Genomic DNA, 20,497 nt, shown 5'->3' on the forward strand with positions numbered 1-20,497 from the left:
CCACCTGTCTCCCCATCTCTCCATCAATCATCAAAACCAGTCGTCATCGTCTTCCCAACCATTTTCGTAGGGGATATTTCTTTTCTTTCCTACATTGTAACCTCGATCGCCTCTTTCTCCTCGATCGTTCTCTGGGGGATAATCTTCATAACGGCGAGGTTGAGAACGAGATGAAGTTGGTTGCGAACCTCTGGAATTTCGAGGATTTGATAAGCCTCCGCTACCATAACCATAGTTGTTAGGATTATCATAATCTCGCTCATACCTAGGGGGATTTACTTTTGCACCGTATAAAGTGGTATCAGGGTTACGATATACTCGATCTCGATCTTTATCTCGATAGTTATAATCATCGTCATCATCGCCGATGAAAGTCTTTTTAATAGACTCGAAAAATCCTTCTTCCTGATCATCATATTGTAATCTGACTTCTCGGTTTAATTCATAGAGAACATCCTGCAAATCTGCTTGGCTTCTGTCTAAGCGTCGATCGTCGTCTTTCTCTAAACTGTCGAGAATTTCACTACAAAGATTTTCTATATCTCGACGATAAGGATTAGTAAATTGACTACCAAAATCTAGGGTAACTTCCCGTAGTCTGCGTTGGGCTTGATCTGTTAAAGCCTTGGCACTATTACGTTTTTCCACTCTATCCCGTCTTTCTCTATCTTCCTTAGAAAATTCTTGAGCTTCTTGCATCATTCGATCGACCTCCGACTGTGATAAAGTGGAAGCCCCTTGAACAATAATTCTTTGCTCTCTCCCCGTAGTTTTATCTCTAGCAATCACCTGTAAAATACCGTTAGAGTCAATATCAAAAGATACTTGAATTTGTGGTACACCACGAGGTGCAGGAGGAATGCCCGTTAACTTGAAACGTCCTAAAGACTTATTATCTTCTGCCATTTCTCGTTCTCCTTGCACTACATGGATTTCCACAGACGTTTGATTATTTTCTGAAGTAGAGAATATGTCCGATCGTCTTACGGGAATTGTAGTATTTCGGGGTAAAAGTTTTTTTGTTACACCGCCGATGGTTTCCACACCGATGGATAAAGGAGTCACATCAAGGAGTAAAATGTCTTTGACCTCTCCTCCTAAAATTCCAGCTTGAACCGCCGCACCCACCGCTACAACCTCATCAGGATTAACATTTTGATTTGGCTCAATATCGATAAAACTACGCACGAGTTCTTGTACCAGAGGAATACGAGTTGAGCCACCCACTAACACAACTTCATCGATTTGCACGGGGCTTAAACCAGCGTCTTTCAAAGCTCGTTGAATAGGGCGACGAAGACGAGACACTAAATCCCCTGATAACTCCTCAAATTTAGCACGACTAAGGGTTGTTTCGATATGTTTTGGACCATCTTCCGTAGCGGTAATAAAGGGTAAATTAATTTCCGTGTTACTCACCCCAGAAAGCTCAATTTTTGCCTTTTCAGCGGCTTCCGTTAACCGTTGCAAAGATTGTCTATCTCGTCTTAAATCCACCCCTTCTTTTTCCAGAAAATCCTCAGCCAGATAGTCAACAATTCTTCGATCGAAATCATTGCCTCCTAATTGAGTATCACCGCTAGTCGCCCTCACTTCTAAAACTCCGTCTCCCACTTCAAGGATAGAAACATCAAAAGTGCCTCCCCCTAAGTCAAATACTAAAATTTTCTCACTGCGTCTTTTTTCTAAACCATAGGCGAGGGAAGCCGCCGTAGGCTCGTTCACAATTCTTAATACTTCTAACCCTGCGATTTTTCCTGCGTCTTTGGTGGCTTGACGTTGAGCATCATTAAAGTAAGCTGGTACTGTAATTACAGCGCCCGTGACTTCTTCCCCTAAATATCTCTCCGCTTCTTCCGCCAGTTTGCGTAATATCATTGCCGACACTTCTTCGGGAGCAAATTCTTTCTTGAGACGGGGGCAACGAATTTTGATATTATCTATTTCATCACGGCGAATAGTGTAGGGTACACGTTTTGATTCTTCATTTAATTCTGTATATTTGCGTCCCATGAAACGCTTAATACCATAGTAGGTATTTTGGGGATTTAAGACTCCTTGTCGTCTTGCCATTTGCCCAATGACTAACTCGCTATCTTTGTTAAAACCTACCACAGAGGGGGTAGTGCGACTGCCTTCGGAATTAGGAATAACAAGAGGTTTTCCCCCTTCCATCACTGCTACTACTGAGTTTGTTGTGCCTAAATCGATTCCAACGACTCTACCCATTGTTACTTTTTTTCTCCAGTTTTTTCGTTATCTATCCTGCCTCGATCGAGGTTTTTCTAGTTTACTATTTATTTAGTCTATCTTGAAAATGTTAAAAAGATGACTCTCATTAGACTTCTTGCAAAAGTCGAGTAATGAGTAATAACTAATAAATAATAAGTTAGAAATTTATGTTTTCCACTCTAAAATAGATTCTACTTTTTATTTTGCAAGAGGTCTATTATATTTCTTCTTCAAAAATAAGTTAACCTGAGTTAATCATAAATTTATTGTTAAAATTTCAATAGCCTTAAAATCCATTATTAAAAATTATTATGATACGTCGTCGCCGTAACCTGCCTTGGATTCAACGTCAATCCCGATTTATTATCGGTGCGATCGCCATTGTGGGTTTAATTTTAACTATCTATTTAACTTTAAGTAAACTAGGAGGGGCTGAAATAGCCTGTACGGCTGGTGCTGGAGGCTGTGATAGCGTCTTAGACAGTGCCTATGCCTATCCATTTGATCCTCAAGGCAAAACAGGGCCTCCCCTAAGTATCTTAGGCTCATTTGCCTATTTGAGTATGGCAATTTTTGCTTTAACTCCTTTATTTATCAATCCAGAAAAAAACAAAGAATTAAGACAAAAATTAGAAAAGTCCACATGGTGGCTCATGGTAATGGGTAGCTTTGCTATGGCAGCCTTTAGCAGTTACTTAATGTTCGTTTTAGCCTTTAAAATTCAAGCTGTATGCCCTTATTGTATCGGGTCAGCATTATTTTCATTTAGTTTACTCACTTTAACGATTATTGGACACGAATGGGAAGATATGGGACAAATATTGTTTACGGGGATTGCGATCGCACTAATTACCTTGGTGAGTGCTTTGGGAGTTTATGCTAATGTAGCTCCAGTTATCACAGAAAACCCGAATATTGAATTACCAGAGGGGCAAAAAATCCCCATTCCTCAAGCTCAAACAGCACCTCAACCGCCTTTAGGATGGGAAATCACCACCACATCAGGGGAAGCCGAAATTGCTTTAGCGAAACACTTAGCGGAAAATAACGCCGTCATGTATTCAGCTTACTGGTGTCCTCATTGTTATGATCAAAAACTACTATTTGGGAAAGAAGCCTTTAAAGAAATGGCAAAAGTAGAATGTGATCCCAAAGGTGTTGCTCCTGCACCTCAAAAATGTATTGATGCCAAAGTGAGGGCTTTTCCCACATGGGTTATTGATGGTACTATCTATGAAGGGGTACAAAGTTTAGAAAAACTAGCAGAATTAACAGGTTATACAGGTAATACTGATTTTAAATACGGAATGCGCTAGAGTAGGAGATTTTTATCCTCAAATTTTTGGTTAAGGGAAAGTGATGAGTAATAAGTAGGGGTTGCCTCATAGTCTTTATCGATTAGGGAGATAGGAGTTAGGAGACAGGAGATAGGAGAAATACTGAAACATCAAGGTTTTGATGCTGTTAATAGATAAAATGAACCTCAGTTCGACATAAAGAAAATGATGAAAACTAGACAGGTGGACAAGTGGACAAGTCGAATGGTAGAAAAATTCCTAATATTTCGATGCCCTTTAAAATAATTTTATTGATTTATGCAAAGTACAATCTTCCTGTCTTCTTGTCTGCCTGTCTTCCAAGTCATTCATCATCTATTTTTATAGTTCACTCAGGTTAAAACTGCGGAGTTTTAAGGCTTTGGATAGACAAAGTTAAACGAATATATTTTAAGTATAAAAATTAAAAAAATACTCATTTTACGAGTTAAAAATAAAAGTATAAAATTCTAATTCGTTGTCTAAAGCACGTTTAATATTTTCTGCTTTTCTAAAGCCGTGAGATTCGTCAGGAAAGGTGACATAAAGAGTTTTAATGCCTTTTTTTTCAAGAGCTTTAACCATCATTTCTGCTTGATTTGGAGGAACAATTTTATCTTCTAATCCTTGAAAAAATGCCACAGGACAAGATAATTTCTCTATGTAATTAATGGGCGATCGAGCTTGATAAATAGCTTTTTCTTCGGGATATTTACCAATTAAATTGTCTAAATAGCGAGACTCAAACTTATGGGTATCTTTTGCCAATGCCTCCAAATCACTGACACCATAATAACTAGCACCAGCTTTAAAGGTATCATAAAAAGTGAGAGCCGCTAAAGTGGTATAACCTCCAGCACTACCACCAGAAATTGCTAATTTATTTTCGTCAACTTCCCCTTGTTTAGCTAAATATTTAGCAACATTAATGCAATCTTCCACATCCACAATACCCCAATTTTTATTTAACCTCTGGCGATAATCTCTCCCGTAACCAGTACTACCACCATAGTTAACATCGACAAAAGCAAAACCTCGACTTGTCCAGTATTGTATCCTTAAATTATAACTGGCGGTGGTTGCTGCGGTAGGTCCTCCATGACTTTTGACTAAGAGGGGAGGTAATGTGTCTTCAGGTGCAGAAAAATCTTTATTTTGAGGAGGATAATACCATGCAAAGGCGGTTTTGCCGTTACTGGTGGGAAATTCAATTTGTTGGGGTTGGCTTAAATAACCCTTGTCAATATCTAAGTTACTCGATTGTTGCAGGATTTTGGTTTCTCCTGTGGCAACGTCTAATTGTACAACGCTTGTGGGTTGGGTGGGTGAACCTCCTGTGAATAGGATTTGATCTCTTTGGACTTCTAAATAGGCGATGTTGGTAAAAGGAATGTTAAGATCGGTTAGGCTTTTATTGTGGGTGTCTAAACTGGCTAAATGAGAAATGCCGTCTTGATTGTAGGTACAAATGATGGTGTTTTCATCGGCAAAACCATAAACTGATTCTCCGAAAACCCAATGGGGATAACCAAATTCGGCATCGAGGGGATATAAGGATTCTATGTTACCGTCTTTTTCTCTACGATATATATTCCACCAATTACGTCGATCGCTACTAAAATATAATACACCATCAGGGCTAAATTCGGGCTGACAGATGGATTCATTTTTGCCTCCTGCCACTAAGGTTATATCGGTTAAGTTACCATCAGGGTTTATATTTGCTAGGTATAATTCTGTAGTATCCCAAGGCATATTCGGATGATGCCAAGCTATCCACGCTAATTGAGAGTTATCGGGAGAGAGACGGGGGGATGTATAAAAATCTGCACCTGTAACGAGGTTTTTCACTTCTCCTGTGGTTAAATCGATCGAAACTAGCTTATTTTCAGGTTCGGTGTTATTATTACTGTGATCTTCGGCAACGGAAATTAAACGATGACGAGATTTATCTAAGACAAAATCGGCATAGCGCAAAGAGGATTCGGCGGTAAGAGGTTGAGGCGTTTCCCCTTTTTTGTGTACATATATCCTTTGATCTGTAAAATTGGTAAAGTAGATGATACTTTCATGGATGAGAAACGCACCTCCTCCGTATTCATGAACACGACTACGCACATTAAAGGGTTTTGGGGTAATATCTTCTGTTGTACCATCTTCATTTAAGCATACCAGAGTCGATCGACCGCCTTCGGAGGGGCGACTTTCTAGCCAATATCTATCATTATCATCAAATTTTACGGCGCTTAAACCGATTGTACCAGATACGATCGAATCTGAAGTAATGCTCGATCGCCATGTGCCATAATTTGCGATTGTCGTTGGTGTCATATTTCCCTTTATAATTTCTTAATCTTTATCTTGACACAAAATTTCAAGACTCAACGATTTAATTCTCTGACGAGTATAGAAGTGATATATGTTAATTAAATTAATTTAACAAAGCTATTTTTATCTGTTTTGCGATCGATTCAATGACAGGAATAGATACAGAATTACCAATTTGTTTATATTGATGACTTCTTGAAACAATATTCTCCGCAGGAAAACTGAAGTCAGCAGGAAACCCTTGCAACCTAAGACATTCTTTCGGAGTTAATTTTCTAATGCCTTTGTTATCTTTAATAATCGGCACATTATGACCTCCAGTACCCATATTTGCTGTTAAAGTAGGACAAACTCCGCTTTTATTTTCTCTTACATATTTTCTCCGCCATTGATATACCGTATTGTATTTAATTACATCATTTTTAAGTTTAGAAAATAGTGGTTTATCATTATAGTAAAAGTAATCATCTATTTCTCGTTTTTCTAAAATAGATTCTAATGTTTTGGTTAGTTTAATCGGTTTAGGAAATTGAAATTTATTAAAATCTTTTTCTTCTTTAAATGCTAAAATATAAAGTCTTTCTCTATTCTGTGGTAAATTGCCATAGTCCATTGTATTCATTACTTTTTCTGTAACAAAATAACCCTCTTTTTCGATTAATATTTTTATTTGTTCGTAAGTTTTTCCCTTATCATGATTCAATAAATTTTTAACATTTTCTAAAAAAATTATTCTAGGCTTTTTGATTTTTATAATATTGATAATATAGAAAATTAAATCTCCTCTACCTATATCTTGAAAACCTTGTCGATACCCTGCAATAGAAAAAGATTGACAGGGAAATCCCCCACATAAAATATCATGAGATGGTATTTGATAAGGATTTTGCTTTGTTATATCATGATTGAATAAAATATTATCCATTTCATCAAAAAGAATAGGATTATCTTTATAAAAATTATATTTATAGGTTTGACGTGCTTTTTCATCTATTTCACTGACAAAAACACAATTAAAACCCTGATTTTTTAGGGCATAATGAAAACCTCCTATTCCTGCAAAAAGATCAATAAATTTGATTTCTTGAGTTTTATTAATATTCACTATTAGAGAATTTATACCTAACTTATTGTTTGGTATTTCCTGAGTTATTGTAGTTTCTAAATCTTTAATTAACATCATATATTTTACTATTATTCAACTTAAATAAGAATGATCTAAAGAACTTTTTGTTTGATAACATCCCAATTTTCTTTATAGGTATAAATATCTTCTAATTTTATATTTACACAATGGTTATCATCCAATCTATCAGCCCAATCCATCGGAATAATATAACATATTCCCACTTGCTTATCCACCGCCACAAAAATGTCACAATCTTGAGATGTAATTCTTTTTCCTCTATTTCTTTCATTTGTATAATCTATTCCTTGCCCTCCTCTATCTCTGTCTTTAAAACTAATATTATTTCCTGTGCTAATTCCTTTTATTTGAACTCTTAAAAGTTTATTATTATAATCTATAATTGCATCATATCTGCTACTTCTAACATCTACACTACTACAATTAAATCCTGCTAAAATTGCCCTAGCTACAAAAATAAATTCAGCACTATCTCCAGCATTAGAAGTCATTATTCCACTATCAATATTATTGATATTAACTTTAAAACCATTAGTTACTGCTATATACAAACATTTTTCTAAAATATTTTTAAATTCTGTTTTGATAAACTTGAATTTTTGTTTCTTATCTTCAGAAATCATTTTTTCTATTTCCTGAATATTAATTTCCGTTAATTTTTTCAAATCAATATCTTCTGCAATTTCAGAAAAAAAAGTTAAAGTGTAAAATTTTTTTAACTCAGATTTTGGTATTTTATATTTTTCTGCAATATCTCCTATAGCTCTTTTTACATAATTGTTATCAATAAGTTCTTTAATTAAATCAATATCATTCATAATATTTATATAATTTTTTTAAGGTTTATTAATTTATTATATTATTCTATAATAATTTACATAAAAAAATCAATCCTGTTTTGTTTCTTCATCTAAAATAGCCTCAACATTATTGTAAATATCTTCGGCTTCTGCCGATGAATTGCCAATACTGGTTAAGCCAACTTTACCAAATTCTGATAAAGCGCCCATTAGATGAAATACTGTTCCCGTTTTGGTGCTACTATCAAAATGTAAATGATGTTTAGCAATAATATCCATTAAATCGTAAGGTAATAATCCATGATATTGGGGTTTTTGTAAATTGTCGGAAGCGATATAATATTTTATCTTTTCTTCGGGGCTATAAAATAAACCATCTTCACAATTATAGTTGCCATTGGTTAAAAATTTTAACGTCATAAATGGGTGAGTTGTGCCTCCTTTTCTGAGGTTAATTTCTATGGCATATAATAACCATTTATTATTCTCTTTTATCGCTAAAAAATCGGCAGAATATCTCTCCATTGCTCCTTTTTTTGCTAATGCTAACCCTATTTTTAAACCTAATTCTTGCAGTTGTAAACGATAATCTTCTAAGGCGGGAAAACTGCAACCTAGATAAATTTGTCCGTCTTCTCCTCCTAAAATTTGATCATGGGTAGAAATTATTTCGACTTTTCCACTAGGGGTTATATAGCCTTGCATACTAGGGGAAAATTTGATTTCTCCTTCAATAAATTCCTCGACAATAACTCCTAATTCGGGGATTCGATCGCAAAAAGTTACCCATGTATCTCCTACTCCTTGCACTTTTGCTTCGTGAATAATTTGACTAACTAAATTGAGTTGTTTTTCTAAACTTAAATCAACAGAAAATAAGCCCGAAATTCCACTAACATCTAAAACAGCATTTCCTTCTCCTGAAAAACCTTCATTGAGTTTAATTACTACTTTTTTTAAATAGGGTTTTCTGGTTAATAATAAGGTAGTTTCTCTAATTAAATCATCGATATTATAAACTAATGGACTGCCATCGGGATGAAGAATATTGCAGTCAGCAAAAATTTCTCTACTGCCTCCTTTCGAGCCCCAATACAATAATTCTGGGCTAGAAGCCAACAAAGGAATATCTAATTTTACTGATAATTCTTGTTCTAAAACGGTAGAATTAAAACATACCATATAACTCTTATTTGGTCGTAAAAAGTTTTTAATTTTCTTAATTAAACGTGGTCTTTCTAATATCTTTTGTGTTAATGCTTTTTGGGAAGAATCATAGGTTGTTAATAATAATAATCGCTCTCTGGCATGGGAAAAAGGTATGCCAGGTAATAGTTGTAAATAGTAGTCAATAATAATAGGTGAAAGGGGTTGAGCCGTGACATAAATTAGACGAGTATGAGGATTTCTTAAACGAATTAAGGAAAATAATAGTCTTTCTTCATAATGTAAAAAACCAACAACTTTTTTGCCTACTTCTTGATCTATACTAAAGGAGGGAATTACTAAAATATCTTGATCATCTTCTTCTAATATATCTCCTTGTTGCCAATAATTTCTTAATTGATTTTGTAACGATCGAAAATGCTCTTTATCTTCAAGGGTAATAGCCATATTTTTTACCTTAATACTTTATTCTAATATAGGAGTCGATCGAGCTTAAAATCGATAATATTTACAATTTTTATCATTTTTTAATAATATTTACCACAAAATGAGTCTCTTATCAGTTACGATCTAAAATAGACATCAAAAATAATCTTAACGAATAACTTGTTAAATAAAACATTAAATTTTCTTAGTCAATATACTGAAAATCTAGTTTTTTTTTAGAGACAGAAGGCAAAAAAAATTAAGGGAAATTGCCATTTTAAATTATGAAGATAAAGTTATTTATAATGGTTTTATGAAAGAGCATTATTATAAGAAAAATATCAAAATTAATTTAAAATCTTTAGGGATAATTGTTGCAGAAATTAACGAAATTTTGAGGAATAAAACTATTATATGTCATCAGTCTCTAAGCACGATCGAAATCTTCAGAAACTAGAAAACAAATCATTCAAAAATCACTAAATTATCTCGGTGAATAACAGTTTCTACGCCAAAATAGCCCAAAATACTAGCAATATCTCCCGATTTTTGCCCTTTAATTTTAGTTAATTCTTCACTGCTATAATTTACGATGCCTTTACCTATTTCTTGCCCTTGTTGATTGACTAATTCCACAGCTTCATTGGCGCCAAACTCTCCTTCAAGATGGGTGACTCCAGCCGGTAATAAAGACTTGCCTTGATGACATAAGGCTTTGACGGCGCCATCGTCTAGGTAAATTTTGCCCATAGCAACTAAGCCGTTGGCAATCCATCTTTTTCGTGCGTTGTCGGTTTTCGGTTGGGCAGTAAACTTAGTACCGATCGAATCTCCTGCTAAAATCTTAGGTATGTTATCAGGATTTTTGCCGTTAGTAATTACTGTTGTCACTCCTGCACTAGAGGCGATGCGTGCCGCTCGTAATTTCGTAATCATTCCCCCCGTACCCCAACCACTTCCACTATTAGTAACATCAACTTGTAACTGTTTAAATTCTTCACTATTAACCAAATCAATGGGGGTTGCTGATGGTACAATACGAGGATCAGCAGAATACAACTTATCGACATCCGTGAGTAAAAACAACCAATCAGCGTTAACTAAATTGGCAACTAAAGCGGATAAAGTGTCGTTATCACCGAATTTTAATTCTTCTGTGGCGACAGTGTCATTTTCGTTGACAATGGGAATTACCCCTAAATCTAATAAAGCGTTAAAGGTATTACTAGCATTAACATAACAACTCCTATCCACCAAATCTCTGCGGGTGAGGAGAATTTGAGCTATAGGTTGTCCTAAATGACTAAACAAATCATCATAGACTCTAATCAATCTTCCTTGCCCTACGGCGGCGATAGCTTGTTTTAGGTTAATATTCTTAGGTCGATCGATCATATTTAATCTAGCACAACCGACTCCCACAGCACCAGAAGAAACTAAAATAACTTGATAACCGTTTCGACGTAAGCTGGTTAAAGTTTCTACTAAAGAAGCGATGGTAGAAAGGGCTAAATTTCCTGATTCTGGGCGAGTTAAGCTAGATGTACCGATTTTGATAACGATGGTTTGTGCCATAGGGGGTTAGAAGTTATTTAATAGAAATTAGAAGTGAGAGTTATCCATAAATTAAATTTTTAGACAGTGAAATCATTGTAGAGGCGTAAAATTTATAGCATCTACGGGCATTTTTTGACATGAGGTATCTAATAATTGATTGACTATTCATCGATGAAAATTTGACCAATGAGAGAATTAAAGTCATAATTATTGACAAACTTTAATAAAATTTTGTTTAAGTTAACATTTATCAAAAAAAGATCAATTGAATGCACATTGCTTGGCTAGGAAAAAAATCTCCCTTTTGTGGCAACGTAACTTATAGCAGAGAAATTACAAACGCTCTGTTAGATAGGGGTTATCAAGTTAGTTTTCTTCACTTTAGCCAAGAAAATGAAGAATCTAGCCCAGAAAATTATTTAGCGGAAGTTAATCTTCCTTTTCTCTACAAATCTCAAATTTATACTATTCATGCACCAAAATCTAGTAAAATCCTATTACGATCGCTCCAAGAATTAAAACCAGATTTAGTTCACGCTTCCCTTACCTTATCTCCCCTTGATTTTACCCTTCCCGAAGTGTGCCAAAAATTAAATATTCCCCTTGTCGCTACCTTTCACCCTCCTTTTGATAGTCGTTGGCGTAATATCAAATCTGGCACTCAATATCTAACCTATCAACTTTACGCCCCCTGTTTAGCTAAATATGACTGTACGATCGTATTTTCAGAACTACAAAGAGATTTATTGGTGAAATTGGGAGTACCCTTTGAGAAACTAGCAATCATACCCAACGGAGTCGATACTCAAAAATATAGTCAGGGAAACTCTTACTTTAAGCAACAATATCCTCAACAACAAATATATGTATATCAAGGAAGAATCGCCACAGAAAAAAACATAGAATCCTTACTCAAGGCTTGGAAACACGCCGAGATGAACCTTCATGGTAAACTAATCATTATCGGCGATGGTAATTTAACACCCACATTAAAACCCTTATATAATGAACAAGATGGAATAATTTGGTTAGGTGCAATTCTCGATGATGAAAAACGCATCGACATTTTAAGAGGTGCAGATGTCTTCATTTTACCCTCCCTAGTAGAAGGCTTATCCCTCTCATTATTAGAAGCTATGGCTTGTGGTTTAGCCTGTGTAGCCACCGATGCTGGGGCGGATGGTGAAGTGTTATCCCATGCTGGTATCGTGATGAGTACTAATGAAGTTACTGCACAATTAAAAACCATTTTACCCTTGTTTGTCCATCATCCAGAAATGATTAAACTATTAGGAAATAAAGCCAGAAATCGAGTATTAGAAAAATATACCCTCAAGGATAATCTCACTAAATTAGAAAAACTTTATAGAGAATTACAAATTAAATAAAAAAGGTGGGCAATGCCCACCCTACATTTTAGCGCTTGGTTAATTTAGTTAACACTTTGTTCGATCGAGCTACGAAATCCGTCATTTCTTCTGCATTAAACGCCCGTTGTGCCATCAAAGCCAAATCATAGACGTATTGACACATGAGGTTAACCATTTCCTGAGTAGGAGATTCACCGCTACCTTGAATGATTGCACCTTTGTTGAGTTGATAGATATTTTCAATCAAAGGGTGTGCGGTGTTAATTACTAACATATGTTCTTCAGGAAACTTCATCTCCCGTTGTTGCATCATCGCCGTCATTTCTTGGAAACGGCGCATGGCTTCGGGTAACAATACCATGGCAGGAGGAGTTTCTTCCTGAGTTTCACTTTTTAAGGATTGAGTTTTGATGTTAATTTTGGGCTTATTAATGGCTTTCTCAAAAATTTCCTTGATGACTTCCGCACGGGTTTTGTTGCTATTAGCGTCAACAATTTCGTTGGCTTTATCATCTTCCACCAAGCTAGAGTCTAACTCCGAATCCACCCTTGAGAATTTCACATCGGTATATTCTCTTTCAAGGAAGGGGATAAAGTAGTTAGTGTCAATGAAAGAATCCATGAATAAGATTTCAATGCCTTGATTCTTGTATAAATCAACATAAGTGCTTTGAGTTTGAGCATTATTGCAGTAAAACACCCGTTTTTCGTGTTTTTCTTTGTTACGCTCTAAGTATTCCTTTAAAGTGGTATAAGGTTGGTTATCTTCCGAAGTCACTTCTTTCCAAGCGTCATCACCCGAATCAACTTCTACTTTGGGAATTTCTGCTACTTTGTCAGCTTGATAGGTAGTGCGATAGATAATTAAGTCTTCGACTTGTTTCTTAAATTTCTCGTCTCTCAATGCACCATATTTAACAAATGTGCCGACATCTTCCCAACTGCTGATATATTTTGCCTTATCCTCATTGTATAAGGATTTAAGTCGATCGCCGATCTTTTTACTGATAAAATCAGCAATGCGTCTGACAGTGCGATGATTAGTTAAAGCACTACGGGAGACGTTTAAAGGAATATCAGGGCTATCGATAACACCTCGTAAGGGCATTAAAAACTCTGGTATAATTTCTTCACAATGATCACTTACAAAGACTTGGTTACAGAATAACTTAATTTGCCCTTTAGAAACATCAACATCGGGACGTAATTTAGGGAAAAATAGGATACCGTTGAGTAAAAAAGGATAATCAGTATTGAGATGTACCCATAATAACGGGTCTTCTTGAAAAGGATACAGATAACGATAAAATTCTAAGTAATCCTCATCGGTGAGATTTTGAGGGGATTCTTTCCATAACGCTTTTTGACGGTTAACTTGCTCATCCCCCATTTTAATGGCAACAGGTACAAAGTCAGAGTATTTTTTGATGAGGTTTTTAATACGAGATTCCTCTAAATATTCTGTTTCCTCATCCATGATGGTGAGGGTAATAGTTGTGCCGGGGGTAGTGCGAGGGGAGTCGCTTAATTGAAATTCGGGTGAACCATCACAAGACCAGTGGACAGCAGTTGCACCTTCACGATATGATAAGGTGTCGATTTCTACTTGCTTCGCTACCATGAAAGCCGAATAGAAGCCTAAACCGAAATGCCCAATTAAATCATTGGCGCTTTTACCGTATCTAGTAATAAAGTCTTCGGCGCTGGAGAAGGCGACTTGGTTGATATATTTTTTGATTTCATCTACTGTCATGCCGATACCGTTATCGCTGATAGACAGGGTTTTCTTTTCTTTATCAATGGCGACAGTAATTTGTGCTTCGGGTAAATCGTTAGTAATTTCTCCTGCTAAGGATGCCATTTTTGCTTTAGAAATAGCGTCAACGGAGTTAGAAATTAACTCTCTTAAAAAGATTTCATGATCAGTATAAAGGGATTTTTTGATAATGGGAAAAATATTCTCTGTATGGATAGAGATATTTCCTTTTTCTAAAACAGTAGTCATAGTTTCTGATTTACTCTTAATTAATATTTTATATATGTAGGTTGGATTGATGAAAAATCTTTAAATTTAGTCGTCTTTTCTAAAGAATAAAACCCAACAAAATAAAGACTTACACATTTTACCAACAATTATGAGATTGAGATTCCTTCGTTCGATCGAAATCATATTTTTTTGTTATTATTGGATAAATCGTATAAATACAAAGTTTGTAGGCTTTAGCCTTTTTTAGTGGTTACTGTAAACTAAAGATTTGATGATGTGTTGGGTTTCGTTTCCTCAACCCAACCTACTTGCTATCATGTCACACTCGATCAAACTAAATCAAGATGTGGTTTACCCTACTTAAATGCAAAAACCCCTAAATCTTCAAGACAAAGACGAGTTAACTCTAATCTGGCAATACCATCTTTTTCTTGTTTAATATCAATGTTGGTGGCGAAAAAATAAACGTTGTTTTTTGTTTCCACATAACCCACATACCAACCAATATTTTGAATGTCTGGATTTCCATAACCAAACCAACCCGTTTTACTTCTAATGGTGTAGTCTGGAGTTTTCTCATTAATCATTATATCTTTGACGATCGAAATTGTCCTGTCAGCAAAAGGTAAATCGTTATGATGAAGACGACGGAGAAACTGTATCTGTTGTTGAGGAGTTATTTGTAATTTTCCGTTTAACCAAAATTGATCAATGTCTTCTGGATTGCCTGTATTGTTGTTACCATAGTCAACTTTTTTTATCCATGATGTCATTTGATTATACCCGATGCGACGAGCTAATACTTGATAAAACCAAACACCTGATATTTGAAACGCCTCTTTTAAATTTAAGTCTCGATTCCACACAGGAAGGCTTCTTTCGACTCCATCCCATGTTAAAACAGCAATTTCATCTCTGATGACAGCAGTTTCTAAGGCAATAAGAGAATTAAGTATTTTAAAGGTAGAAGCAACAGGAAAAGGAGTAATATTACGTTGGGAATTATGTTCAAAGGTTTGATCGAGTTTCGAGTCATAGATTATAATTGAACCTTCTACTCCTAATTTGTCAAAATGTTGACTAAAATCCCCATCATTTTTTAAGTCTATCTGTTTTTGAGAAAGGGAAAATCTGTTTTCACTTAACACGGGGGGAGAGAGATTAAATGTGGAAAAAATTAGTAAAATCGGAATGGAAATAAAAAGTTTGAATTGAAGATTTAATAACATCATAGTTTCTGGTGAAGAAAAGCATATTTTTGCTACGGATTATAATTTTATCTTCTTTTTATCAGAGATTTGAAGGTGTTTTGCGTTTCGTTACCTCAACCCAATCTACTTGTTATCATATCACAGTCGATCGAACTAGATCAAATATGAATTAATGAAAAATACTCATTTAATTCATAGCTAGTCATACCATTTTCCCTCATCACAATCACTTGGGGAATGTTTAATTTACTTAATTCTTGGGCTAATCCGATACCATCACAGGAGTTAAATATAGCTAAATTTAATCCTTGTTTTATAGCTTGATTTAAAGCGGTTTTCAATTCATTAATACTCAGACTTTCTTGAGGATTAATAAAGATAATTTCTTCCTTGGTGATCGATAATTAACACATATTCTTTATGATATTTTACTAAAAAGTTAGCGATAGTTTCTTCTAAATTTTTACCCATATATAAAGGATATATTAAACTTAATTATAAGGATAAATATGCACTGCTAACCAAACACAATTAACCGATGTTTTGACTACTTGATGGAGTGTTTGGGAAGGAATAAAAAGATAATCTCCAGCTTGTAAATTAATCAGATCATCCTTAATCTTTAACTGTGCTTTTCCTTCTAATAAAATTACCCATTCATCTTGATTTTGACAGTAAATTTTATCATCAGGTTGATTACTACTCACAATTCTTTCGATCGTAATATTACCACATTTGAGCAGTTCAGAAAAGTCTTCGCCATTAGTTAGAGAAGGCAAATTATGCCATAAATTATTAACGGTTTTCATAGACAAAATTTATTATTGATGAAAGTAGGGAAAGTCAAATGGGCAATAGGCAATGGTTTTTTGCAACATTAAAGTATAATTGTTACAGGTATATCTCTACAAAAGATAGATAGACAAGAAGGATTGCCATAGTTATAGTATATTAAATAAAAATTAAAGATAATGATCAAGAATGAATGCACAATTTTGGATTGAAAAATTAAACCTACAAAAACATCCCGAAGGAGGATACTATAAAGAAACTTATCGTAGTCTCGATCGAATTAATCAAGATAAATTATTAACAAGATATGATGGAGATAGAAACGTCAGTACAGCTATTTACTATCTTTTATTAGATGAAGAATTTTCCGCTTTTCATAAACTTAAAAGTGATGAAATTTTTCATTTTTATAGTGGCACAACCTTAACAGTTCATATCATCGATAATCAAGGAGAATATCACCGATTTAAACTAGGGCAAAACCCCGAAGAAAATGAAGTTTTACAATTAGTAATTCCTCATGGTTGTTGGTTTGCCTCCCATGTTAGTCAACCGAATTCCTATAGTTTAATCGGTTGTACCGTATCTCCGGGTTTCGATTTTGCTGACTTCACATTGGGCGATCGAACTGAATTAATAAAATTATACCCTCATTTGACAGATATTATTACCAAATTCACTTATAACAATGCTATGGCATGAGAATTAATCAATAATTTATGATGATTAGAGAATAAAATTAACACTTTTGATTGACAGAAAAAAGCAGATAAATTTATAATAGTCATTGACTATAAACTCAAATTATAAATATTGCCTAAATAAGTCAACATAAACTCATTATACAACTATAAAAAAGGATAAAAAAAATGGATGGAAATTATCAAAATTATGTAAATAGAGTGGTACAAATGACTGTACCTTCTAACTATAAACAACAACTAAAAAATATACAGTCATCTCCTAAATTTATTAATGGCAAACCTGTAGAATTTCCTGGATTTAGTATTATTACCCCACCCCAAGGGGAAGATAATTATAACCAAAAATTTTACCAAGATTTAGAGCTTATTGTCTCTCAACTAAAAGAAAAGTTAGGCTCTGATTTTTTCTTAGGTTTACCCTTAGAAAGTTTCCATCTTACCATTGCCGATTTAATTTGGGAGAAAACCTATATTAATGCAGTTAAACAGAATCCTAATTTTGATAGTTTATTAATTGCAGAAATGGACAAAATTTTTCAAGAATATAAATTTTCTTTAAGAGAAATACCACCTTTAGAATTAGAAGTTTTAGGTTTATCTATTTTCCCTAGGGCTATTGCAGTATGCCTTTCTCCCACTGAGGCTAGTTATGAGCCTATTATTAAACTGCGTCAATTAATCTATCAAAATGAGCAAATCATGAAGCTAGGCATTGAGCAACAATATGATTTTGCAGCCCATGTGACATTAGGATATTTTGATAAAATTGATGGGGATATTGATTTAGGAAAAGTAGAATCTGCCATTAAAGAAGTTAATGATTTATGGATAGAAAATCCTGCTCATCTTTTTCAATTAAAACAATTTGAGTTAAGAAAATTTACCGATATGATTAATTATAATCGTCAACCAGAATGGGCAACTATAAAACTTAATTAAAAACTCAAAATTAGTAGGGTGAGCAATGCCCACCCGCTTCCAAAAATAGTATTTTAATCTCATATAAATAGTTATTTTATGTAACTTATAAATTAGAAATTAGACTTATTAATTAATAAATATTATTATTTTGTATAGCAATTTAAGTAATCCTATTATCGAAAAAAGTTTTGCCATCATCGATAATATTATCGGTAAACATGATCTCAGTGATGCTGAATATAATATTGTACGCCGTATTATTCACACAACAGCGGATTTTGATTTTTTACATCGGCTTCAGTGTAGTTCCAGTGTCATTAAAAGCTCGATCGAACTTTTAAAAGCAAAAACACCCATTATCACGGATGTTAGCATGATCAAAGAAGGTATCCGTAATATGGTAGCAAAAACCCATGAAAATGAGATAATTGTAGCGGTAAAACAGGTAAAAGAAGCCAAATTAGGACAAACTTTGACAGAAACAGGTTTAATCCAATGTTGTGAAAAATATCCTACAGCAATTTATGTAATCGGTAACGCACCCACAGCATTAATAGCTTTGTGCAAACAATATGAAGCTAAAAAAATTAACCCTTCTTTAGTCATTGGTGCACCCGTAGGATTTGTGTCAGTATTAGAATCTAAGGAATATTTAGCCAAGTTAGACATTCCTCAAATACAAATTATAGGGCATAAAGGCGGTTCAACGGTTGCCTCTGCCATTGTCAATGCTTTGTTAGTTATGTCAATGAAAGAAAATTTTTTGCCCTAATGGACACGAGTGCAAAATAAAAAGTAAAATCTATTTTCCTTAATCAAAAAAGAGTAAGAAGTAAGATAAAATTATAAGTACTAATAGAAAATAAATTGTAGATTTGTGAAGTACCTAACACTAACCTTGCGGTATAGTGTAGGCTTCTCGTCTCAAATGCCACTGCTTTATCTTACTCCGAACTCAATCTAAGTATGATCAAGACTTACACAGCATCTCTGGTATTGCTACCTTTATGGCTTTCGCCAACCCGAGCAGGAAACTGCCTTCCGCAGTCTCATAGAACAAAAAATTCTATTTGCATCTCAACCTTGCCATTACTTGGTATTGGGCTGATTACTTCCCTAGACTCTGCCGAGTACATACTTTATGCCACAAGGGCGGCCTCTTAGTCAGCTAGGAGGGTCAATGACCAACTTCATCTTACCAAATGGATGTTCTATTTAACAATATTTTTTCTGAAAATATCATCAAACAGAACGTTTTTTTGCCTACTTACCTTTATTGACTCATCAGCCTTGATAGTCATTTTTTACTATATTTTTTGTTACAAATAATTGAATAATATTATATGATGTTCTTGTGAGCAATTATGATGTTTGTTAGATGAAGTTATGTCCTTTGAAATCGATCGACTAAATGTAAGATAATCTGTATGGCTAATTATAATCCCAAAAACTTTCTTATTTTGGCAGTGGATGATAACTCCATTAATCGAATTTTATTGGAAAAATTGCTGAAAAAAGAAGGGTATAAAATGACGATATTAAGTAGTAGTGAAGAAGTTATCCCATATTTGAACAAGGTAACTCCCGATCTGATACTATTAGATTTAATGATGCCTAATATAAATGGTTTAGAGCTATGTGAGTCTATTAAAATAAACCCAAATTTGCAGGAAATTCCCATTATTTTTATTACCGCTAGTGACGAAAAAAAAGATTTATTAAAGGCTTTTGATTTAGGAGCAGTTGATTATATTACAAAACCTTTTCATAATCAAGAATTATTAGCAAGAGTTAAAAATCATTTAGAATTAAAATTCACGAGAGATGAGTTAAGAAAAGCATTAATCGAGTTAGAGAAATTAGCCAAAACCGATGAGTTAACAGGGATTTCTAACCGCCGTCATTTTATTGCCTTAGCGCAAAGGGAATTTAATTTAGCCAAAAGACAAAAAAGAGATTTTTCTTTACTAATTCTCGATATTGATTATTTTAAGAAAATTAATGACACTTATGGTCATCCCATTGGGGATAAAGTAATTCAGTTTGTTGCTCGAAAATGTGTTGATTGTCTTCGTCAAGAGGATTTATGTGCTAGATGGGGAGGAGAGGAGTTTATCGTTTTTCTTTCAGAAACCACCTTAGAAGGTGCGATAATGGCGGCTGATCGTATTAGAATAAGTATTGAAAATGGCACGATCGAGATTGAGGATTATAAAATAAGTGTAACAGTTAGTATTGGGATTTCTGTCTATAATCCCGATGATGCCAACGTCAATCAAACAATTTCTAGGGGTGATATGGCGTTATATCGTGCTAAAAATAATGGTAGAAATAGAGTAGAGAATTGAGGATGGAGAATTGAGAATTGAGAATTGAGAATTGAGAATTGAGAATTGAGAATTGAGAATTGAGAATTGAGAATGGAGAATGGAGAATTGAGAATTGAGAATGGAGAATTGAGAATGGAGAATTGAGAATGGAGAATTGAGAATGGAGAATTGAGAATGGAGAATTGAGAATGGAGAATTGAGAATGGAGA

The 20,497-nt window shown here is 34.4% G+C and carries 15 protein-coding genes and 1 pseudogene; 6 read left to right on the top strand and 10 right to left on the bottom strand.

The features are described 5' to 3' along the window. Window positions 1–30: 30 nt before the first annotated feature. Complete coding sequence (dnaK, locus tag SYN6308_RS17720; RefSeq protein WP_017295788.1) at window positions 31–2,229, bottom strand: molecular chaperone DnaK; 2,199 nt, start codon at window positions 2,227–2,229, stop codon at window positions 31–33. 314 nt (window positions 2,230–2,543) lie between these two features. On the opposite strand from dnaK, the gene SYN6308_RS17725 reads away from it, so the two are divergent. After that, complete coding sequence (locus tag SYN6308_RS17725; RefSeq protein ID WP_017295789.1) at window positions 2,544–3,548, top strand: vitamin K epoxide reductase family protein; 1,005 nt, start codon at window positions 2,544–2,546, stop codon at window positions 3,546–3,548. Between the two features lie 441 nt (window positions 3,549–3,989). On the opposite strand, the gene SYN6308_RS17730 is transcribed toward SYN6308_RS17725, so the two are convergent. The 5 genes from SYN6308_RS17730 to proB all read right to left on the bottom strand — a co-directional run bounded on the left by SYN6308_RS17730 (window position 3,990) and on the right by proB (window position 10,991). Next, window positions 3,990–5,879 carry a S9 family peptidase gene (locus tag SYN6308_RS17730; RefSeq protein WP_017295790.1) on the bottom strand — a complete coding sequence of 630 codons (1,890 nt, stop codon included), beginning with the start codon at window positions 5,877–5,879 and terminating at the stop codon, window positions 3,990–3,992. 100 nt (window positions 5,880–5,979) lie between these two features. Next, complete coding sequence (gene dcm / locus SYN6308_RS17735) at window positions 5,980–7,059, bottom strand: DNA (cytosine-5-)-methyltransferase (protein WP_202803869.1); 1,080 nt, start codon at window positions 7,057–7,059, stop codon at window positions 5,980–5,982. A gap of 35 nt (window positions 7,060–7,094) precedes the next feature. After that, window positions 7,095–7,841 carry a group I intron-associated PD-(D/E)XK endonuclease gene (locus tag SYN6308_RS17740; RefSeq protein ID WP_017295792.1) on the bottom strand — a complete coding sequence of 249 codons (747 nt, stop codon included), beginning with the start codon at window positions 7,839–7,841 and terminating at the stop codon, window positions 7,095–7,097. 69 nt (window positions 7,842–7,910) lie between these two features. Further along, the gene (locus tag SYN6308_RS17745; RefSeq protein ID WP_017295793.1) at window positions 7,911–9,437 is read right to left on the bottom strand and encodes a peptide ligase PGM1-related protein; all 1,527 of its coding nucleotides are present in this window, start codon (window positions 9,435–9,437) and stop codon (window positions 7,911–7,913) included. A 444-nt stretch (window positions 9,438–9,881) separates the two neighbouring features. Beyond that, window positions 9,882–10,991, bottom strand: a complete 1,110-nt coding sequence (gene proB, locus SYN6308_RS17750; RefSeq protein ID WP_017295794.1) for a glutamate 5-kinase — start codon at window positions 10,989–10,991, stop codon at window positions 9,882–9,884. A gap of 251 nt (window positions 10,992–11,242) precedes the next feature. On the opposite strand from proB, the gene SYN6308_RS17755 reads away from it, so the two are divergent. Continuing rightward, on the top strand, window positions 11,243–12,361 hold the full coding sequence (locus SYN6308_RS17755) for a glycosyltransferase family 4 protein (protein ID WP_017295795.1): 1,119 nt from the start codon (window positions 11,243–11,245) through the stop codon (window positions 12,359–12,361). 28 nt (window positions 12,362–12,389) lie between these two features. Here SYN6308_RS17755 and htpG read toward each other — a convergent pair whose 3' ends face one another. The 4 genes and pseudogenes from htpG to SYN6308_RS17780 form a co-directional block, all read right to left on the bottom strand. Beyond that, window positions 12,390–14,348 carry a molecular chaperone HtpG gene (gene htpG / locus SYN6308_RS17760; protein WP_017295796.1) on the bottom strand — a complete coding sequence of 653 codons (1,959 nt, stop codon included), beginning with the start codon at window positions 14,346–14,348 and terminating at the stop codon, window positions 12,390–12,392. Between the two features lie 338 nt (window positions 14,349–14,686). After that, window positions 14,687–15,562 (bottom strand): class D beta-lactamase, encoded by an 876-nt coding sequence (blaOXA, locus tag SYN6308_RS17765; protein ID WP_144051465.1) that lies wholly within the window; start codon window positions 15,560–15,562, stop codon window positions 14,687–14,689. A gap of 191 nt (window positions 15,563–15,753) precedes the next feature. Continuing rightward, window positions 15,754–15,921 (bottom strand): annotated as a pseudogene (locus tag SYN6308_RS17770) (CHAT domain-containing protein); the annotation flags it as partial. Window positions 15,922–16,032: 111 nt separating this feature from the next. Next, a complete protein-coding gene (locus SYN6308_RS17780; RefSeq protein WP_017295800.1) occupies window positions 16,033–16,350 on the bottom strand; it encodes a cupin domain-containing protein in 318 nt (105 codons plus the stop codon). Between the two features lie 172 nt (window positions 16,351–16,522). Between SYN6308_RS17780 and SYN6308_RS17785 the strand changes: the two genes are divergently transcribed. The 4 genes from SYN6308_RS17785 (at window position 16,523) to SYN6308_RS17800 (ending at window position 20,306) form a co-directional block, all read left to right on the top strand. After that, the gene (locus tag SYN6308_RS17785; RefSeq protein WP_017295801.1) at window positions 16,523–17,035 is read left to right on the top strand and encodes a cupin domain-containing protein; all 513 of its coding nucleotides are present in this window, start codon (window positions 16,523–16,525) and stop codon (window positions 17,033–17,035) included. A gap of 167 nt (window positions 17,036–17,202) precedes the next feature. Beyond that, complete coding sequence (locus SYN6308_RS17790; RefSeq protein ID WP_017295802.1) at window positions 17,203–17,976, top strand: hypothetical protein; 774 nt, start codon at window positions 17,203–17,205, stop codon at window positions 17,974–17,976. Between the two features lie 130 nt (window positions 17,977–18,106). Then, entirely contained in the window at window positions 18,107–18,730 is a 624-nt protein-coding gene (locus SYN6308_RS17795) for a precorrin-8X methylmutase (RefSeq protein WP_017295803.1), read from the top strand. 655 nt (window positions 18,731–19,385) lie between these two features. Next, window positions 19,386–20,306, top strand: a complete 921-nt coding sequence (locus SYN6308_RS17800) for a diguanylate cyclase (RefSeq protein ID WP_017295804.1) — start codon at window positions 19,386–19,388, stop codon at window positions 20,304–20,306. Window positions 20,307–20,497: the final 191 nt, after the last annotated feature.

Origin of the sequence: Geminocystis herdmanii PCC 6308, assembly GCF_000332235.1 — a bacterium.
GTDB classification, from domain to species: domain Bacteria; phylum Cyanobacteriota; class Cyanobacteriia; order Cyanobacteriales; family Cyanobacteriaceae; genus Geminocystis; species Geminocystis herdmanii.

Coding starts and splice junctions, on each gene's coding strand:
- dnaK (WP_017295788.1), bottom strand. CDS start 2,229: ATGGGTAGAGTCGTTGGAATCGATTTAGGCACAACAAACTCAGTAGTA.
- blaOXA (WP_144051465.1), bottom strand. CDS start 15,562: ATGATGTTATTAAATCTTCAATTCAAACTTTTTATTTCCATTCCGATT.
- SYN6308_RS17785 (WP_017295801.1), top strand. CDS start 16,523: ATGAATGCACAATTTTGGATTGAAAAATTAAACCTACAAAAACATCCC.
- SYN6308_RS17740 (WP_017295792.1), bottom strand. CDS start 7,841: ATGAATGATATTGATTTAATTAAAGAACTTATTGATAACAATTATGTA.
- SYN6308_RS17755 (WP_017295795.1), top strand. CDS start 11,243: ATGCACATTGCTTGGCTAGGAAAAAAATCTCCCTTTTGTGGCAACGTA.
- SYN6308_RS17780 (WP_017295800.1), bottom strand. CDS start 16,350: ATGAAAACCGTTAATAATTTATGGCATAATTTGCCTTCTCTAACTAAT.
- SYN6308_RS17790 (WP_017295802.1), top strand. CDS start 17,203: ATGGATGGAAATTATCAAAATTATGTAAATAGAGTGGTACAAATGACT.
- dcm (WP_202803869.1), bottom strand. CDS start 7,059: ATGATGTTAATTAAAGATTTAGAAACTACAATAACTCAGGAAATACCA.
- proB (WP_017295794.1), bottom strand. CDS start 10,991: ATGGCACAAACCATCGTTATCAAAATCGGTACATCTAGCTTAACTCGC.
- SYN6308_RS17800 (WP_017295804.1), top strand. CDS start 19,386: ATGGCTAATTATAATCCCAAAAACTTTCTTATTTTGGCAGTGGATGAT.
- SYN6308_RS17725 (WP_017295789.1), top strand. CDS start 2,544: ATGATACGTCGTCGCCGTAACCTGCCTTGGATTCAACGTCAATCCCGA.
- SYN6308_RS17730 (WP_017295790.1), bottom strand. CDS start 5,879: ATGACACCAACGACAATCGCAAATTATGGCACATGGCGATCGAGCATT.
- htpG (WP_017295796.1), bottom strand. CDS start 14,348: ATGACTACTGTTTTAGAAAAAGGAAATATCTCTATCCATACAGAGAAT.
- SYN6308_RS17745 (WP_017295793.1), bottom strand. CDS start 9,437: ATGGCTATTACCCTTGAAGATAAAGAGCATTTTCGATCGTTACAAAAT.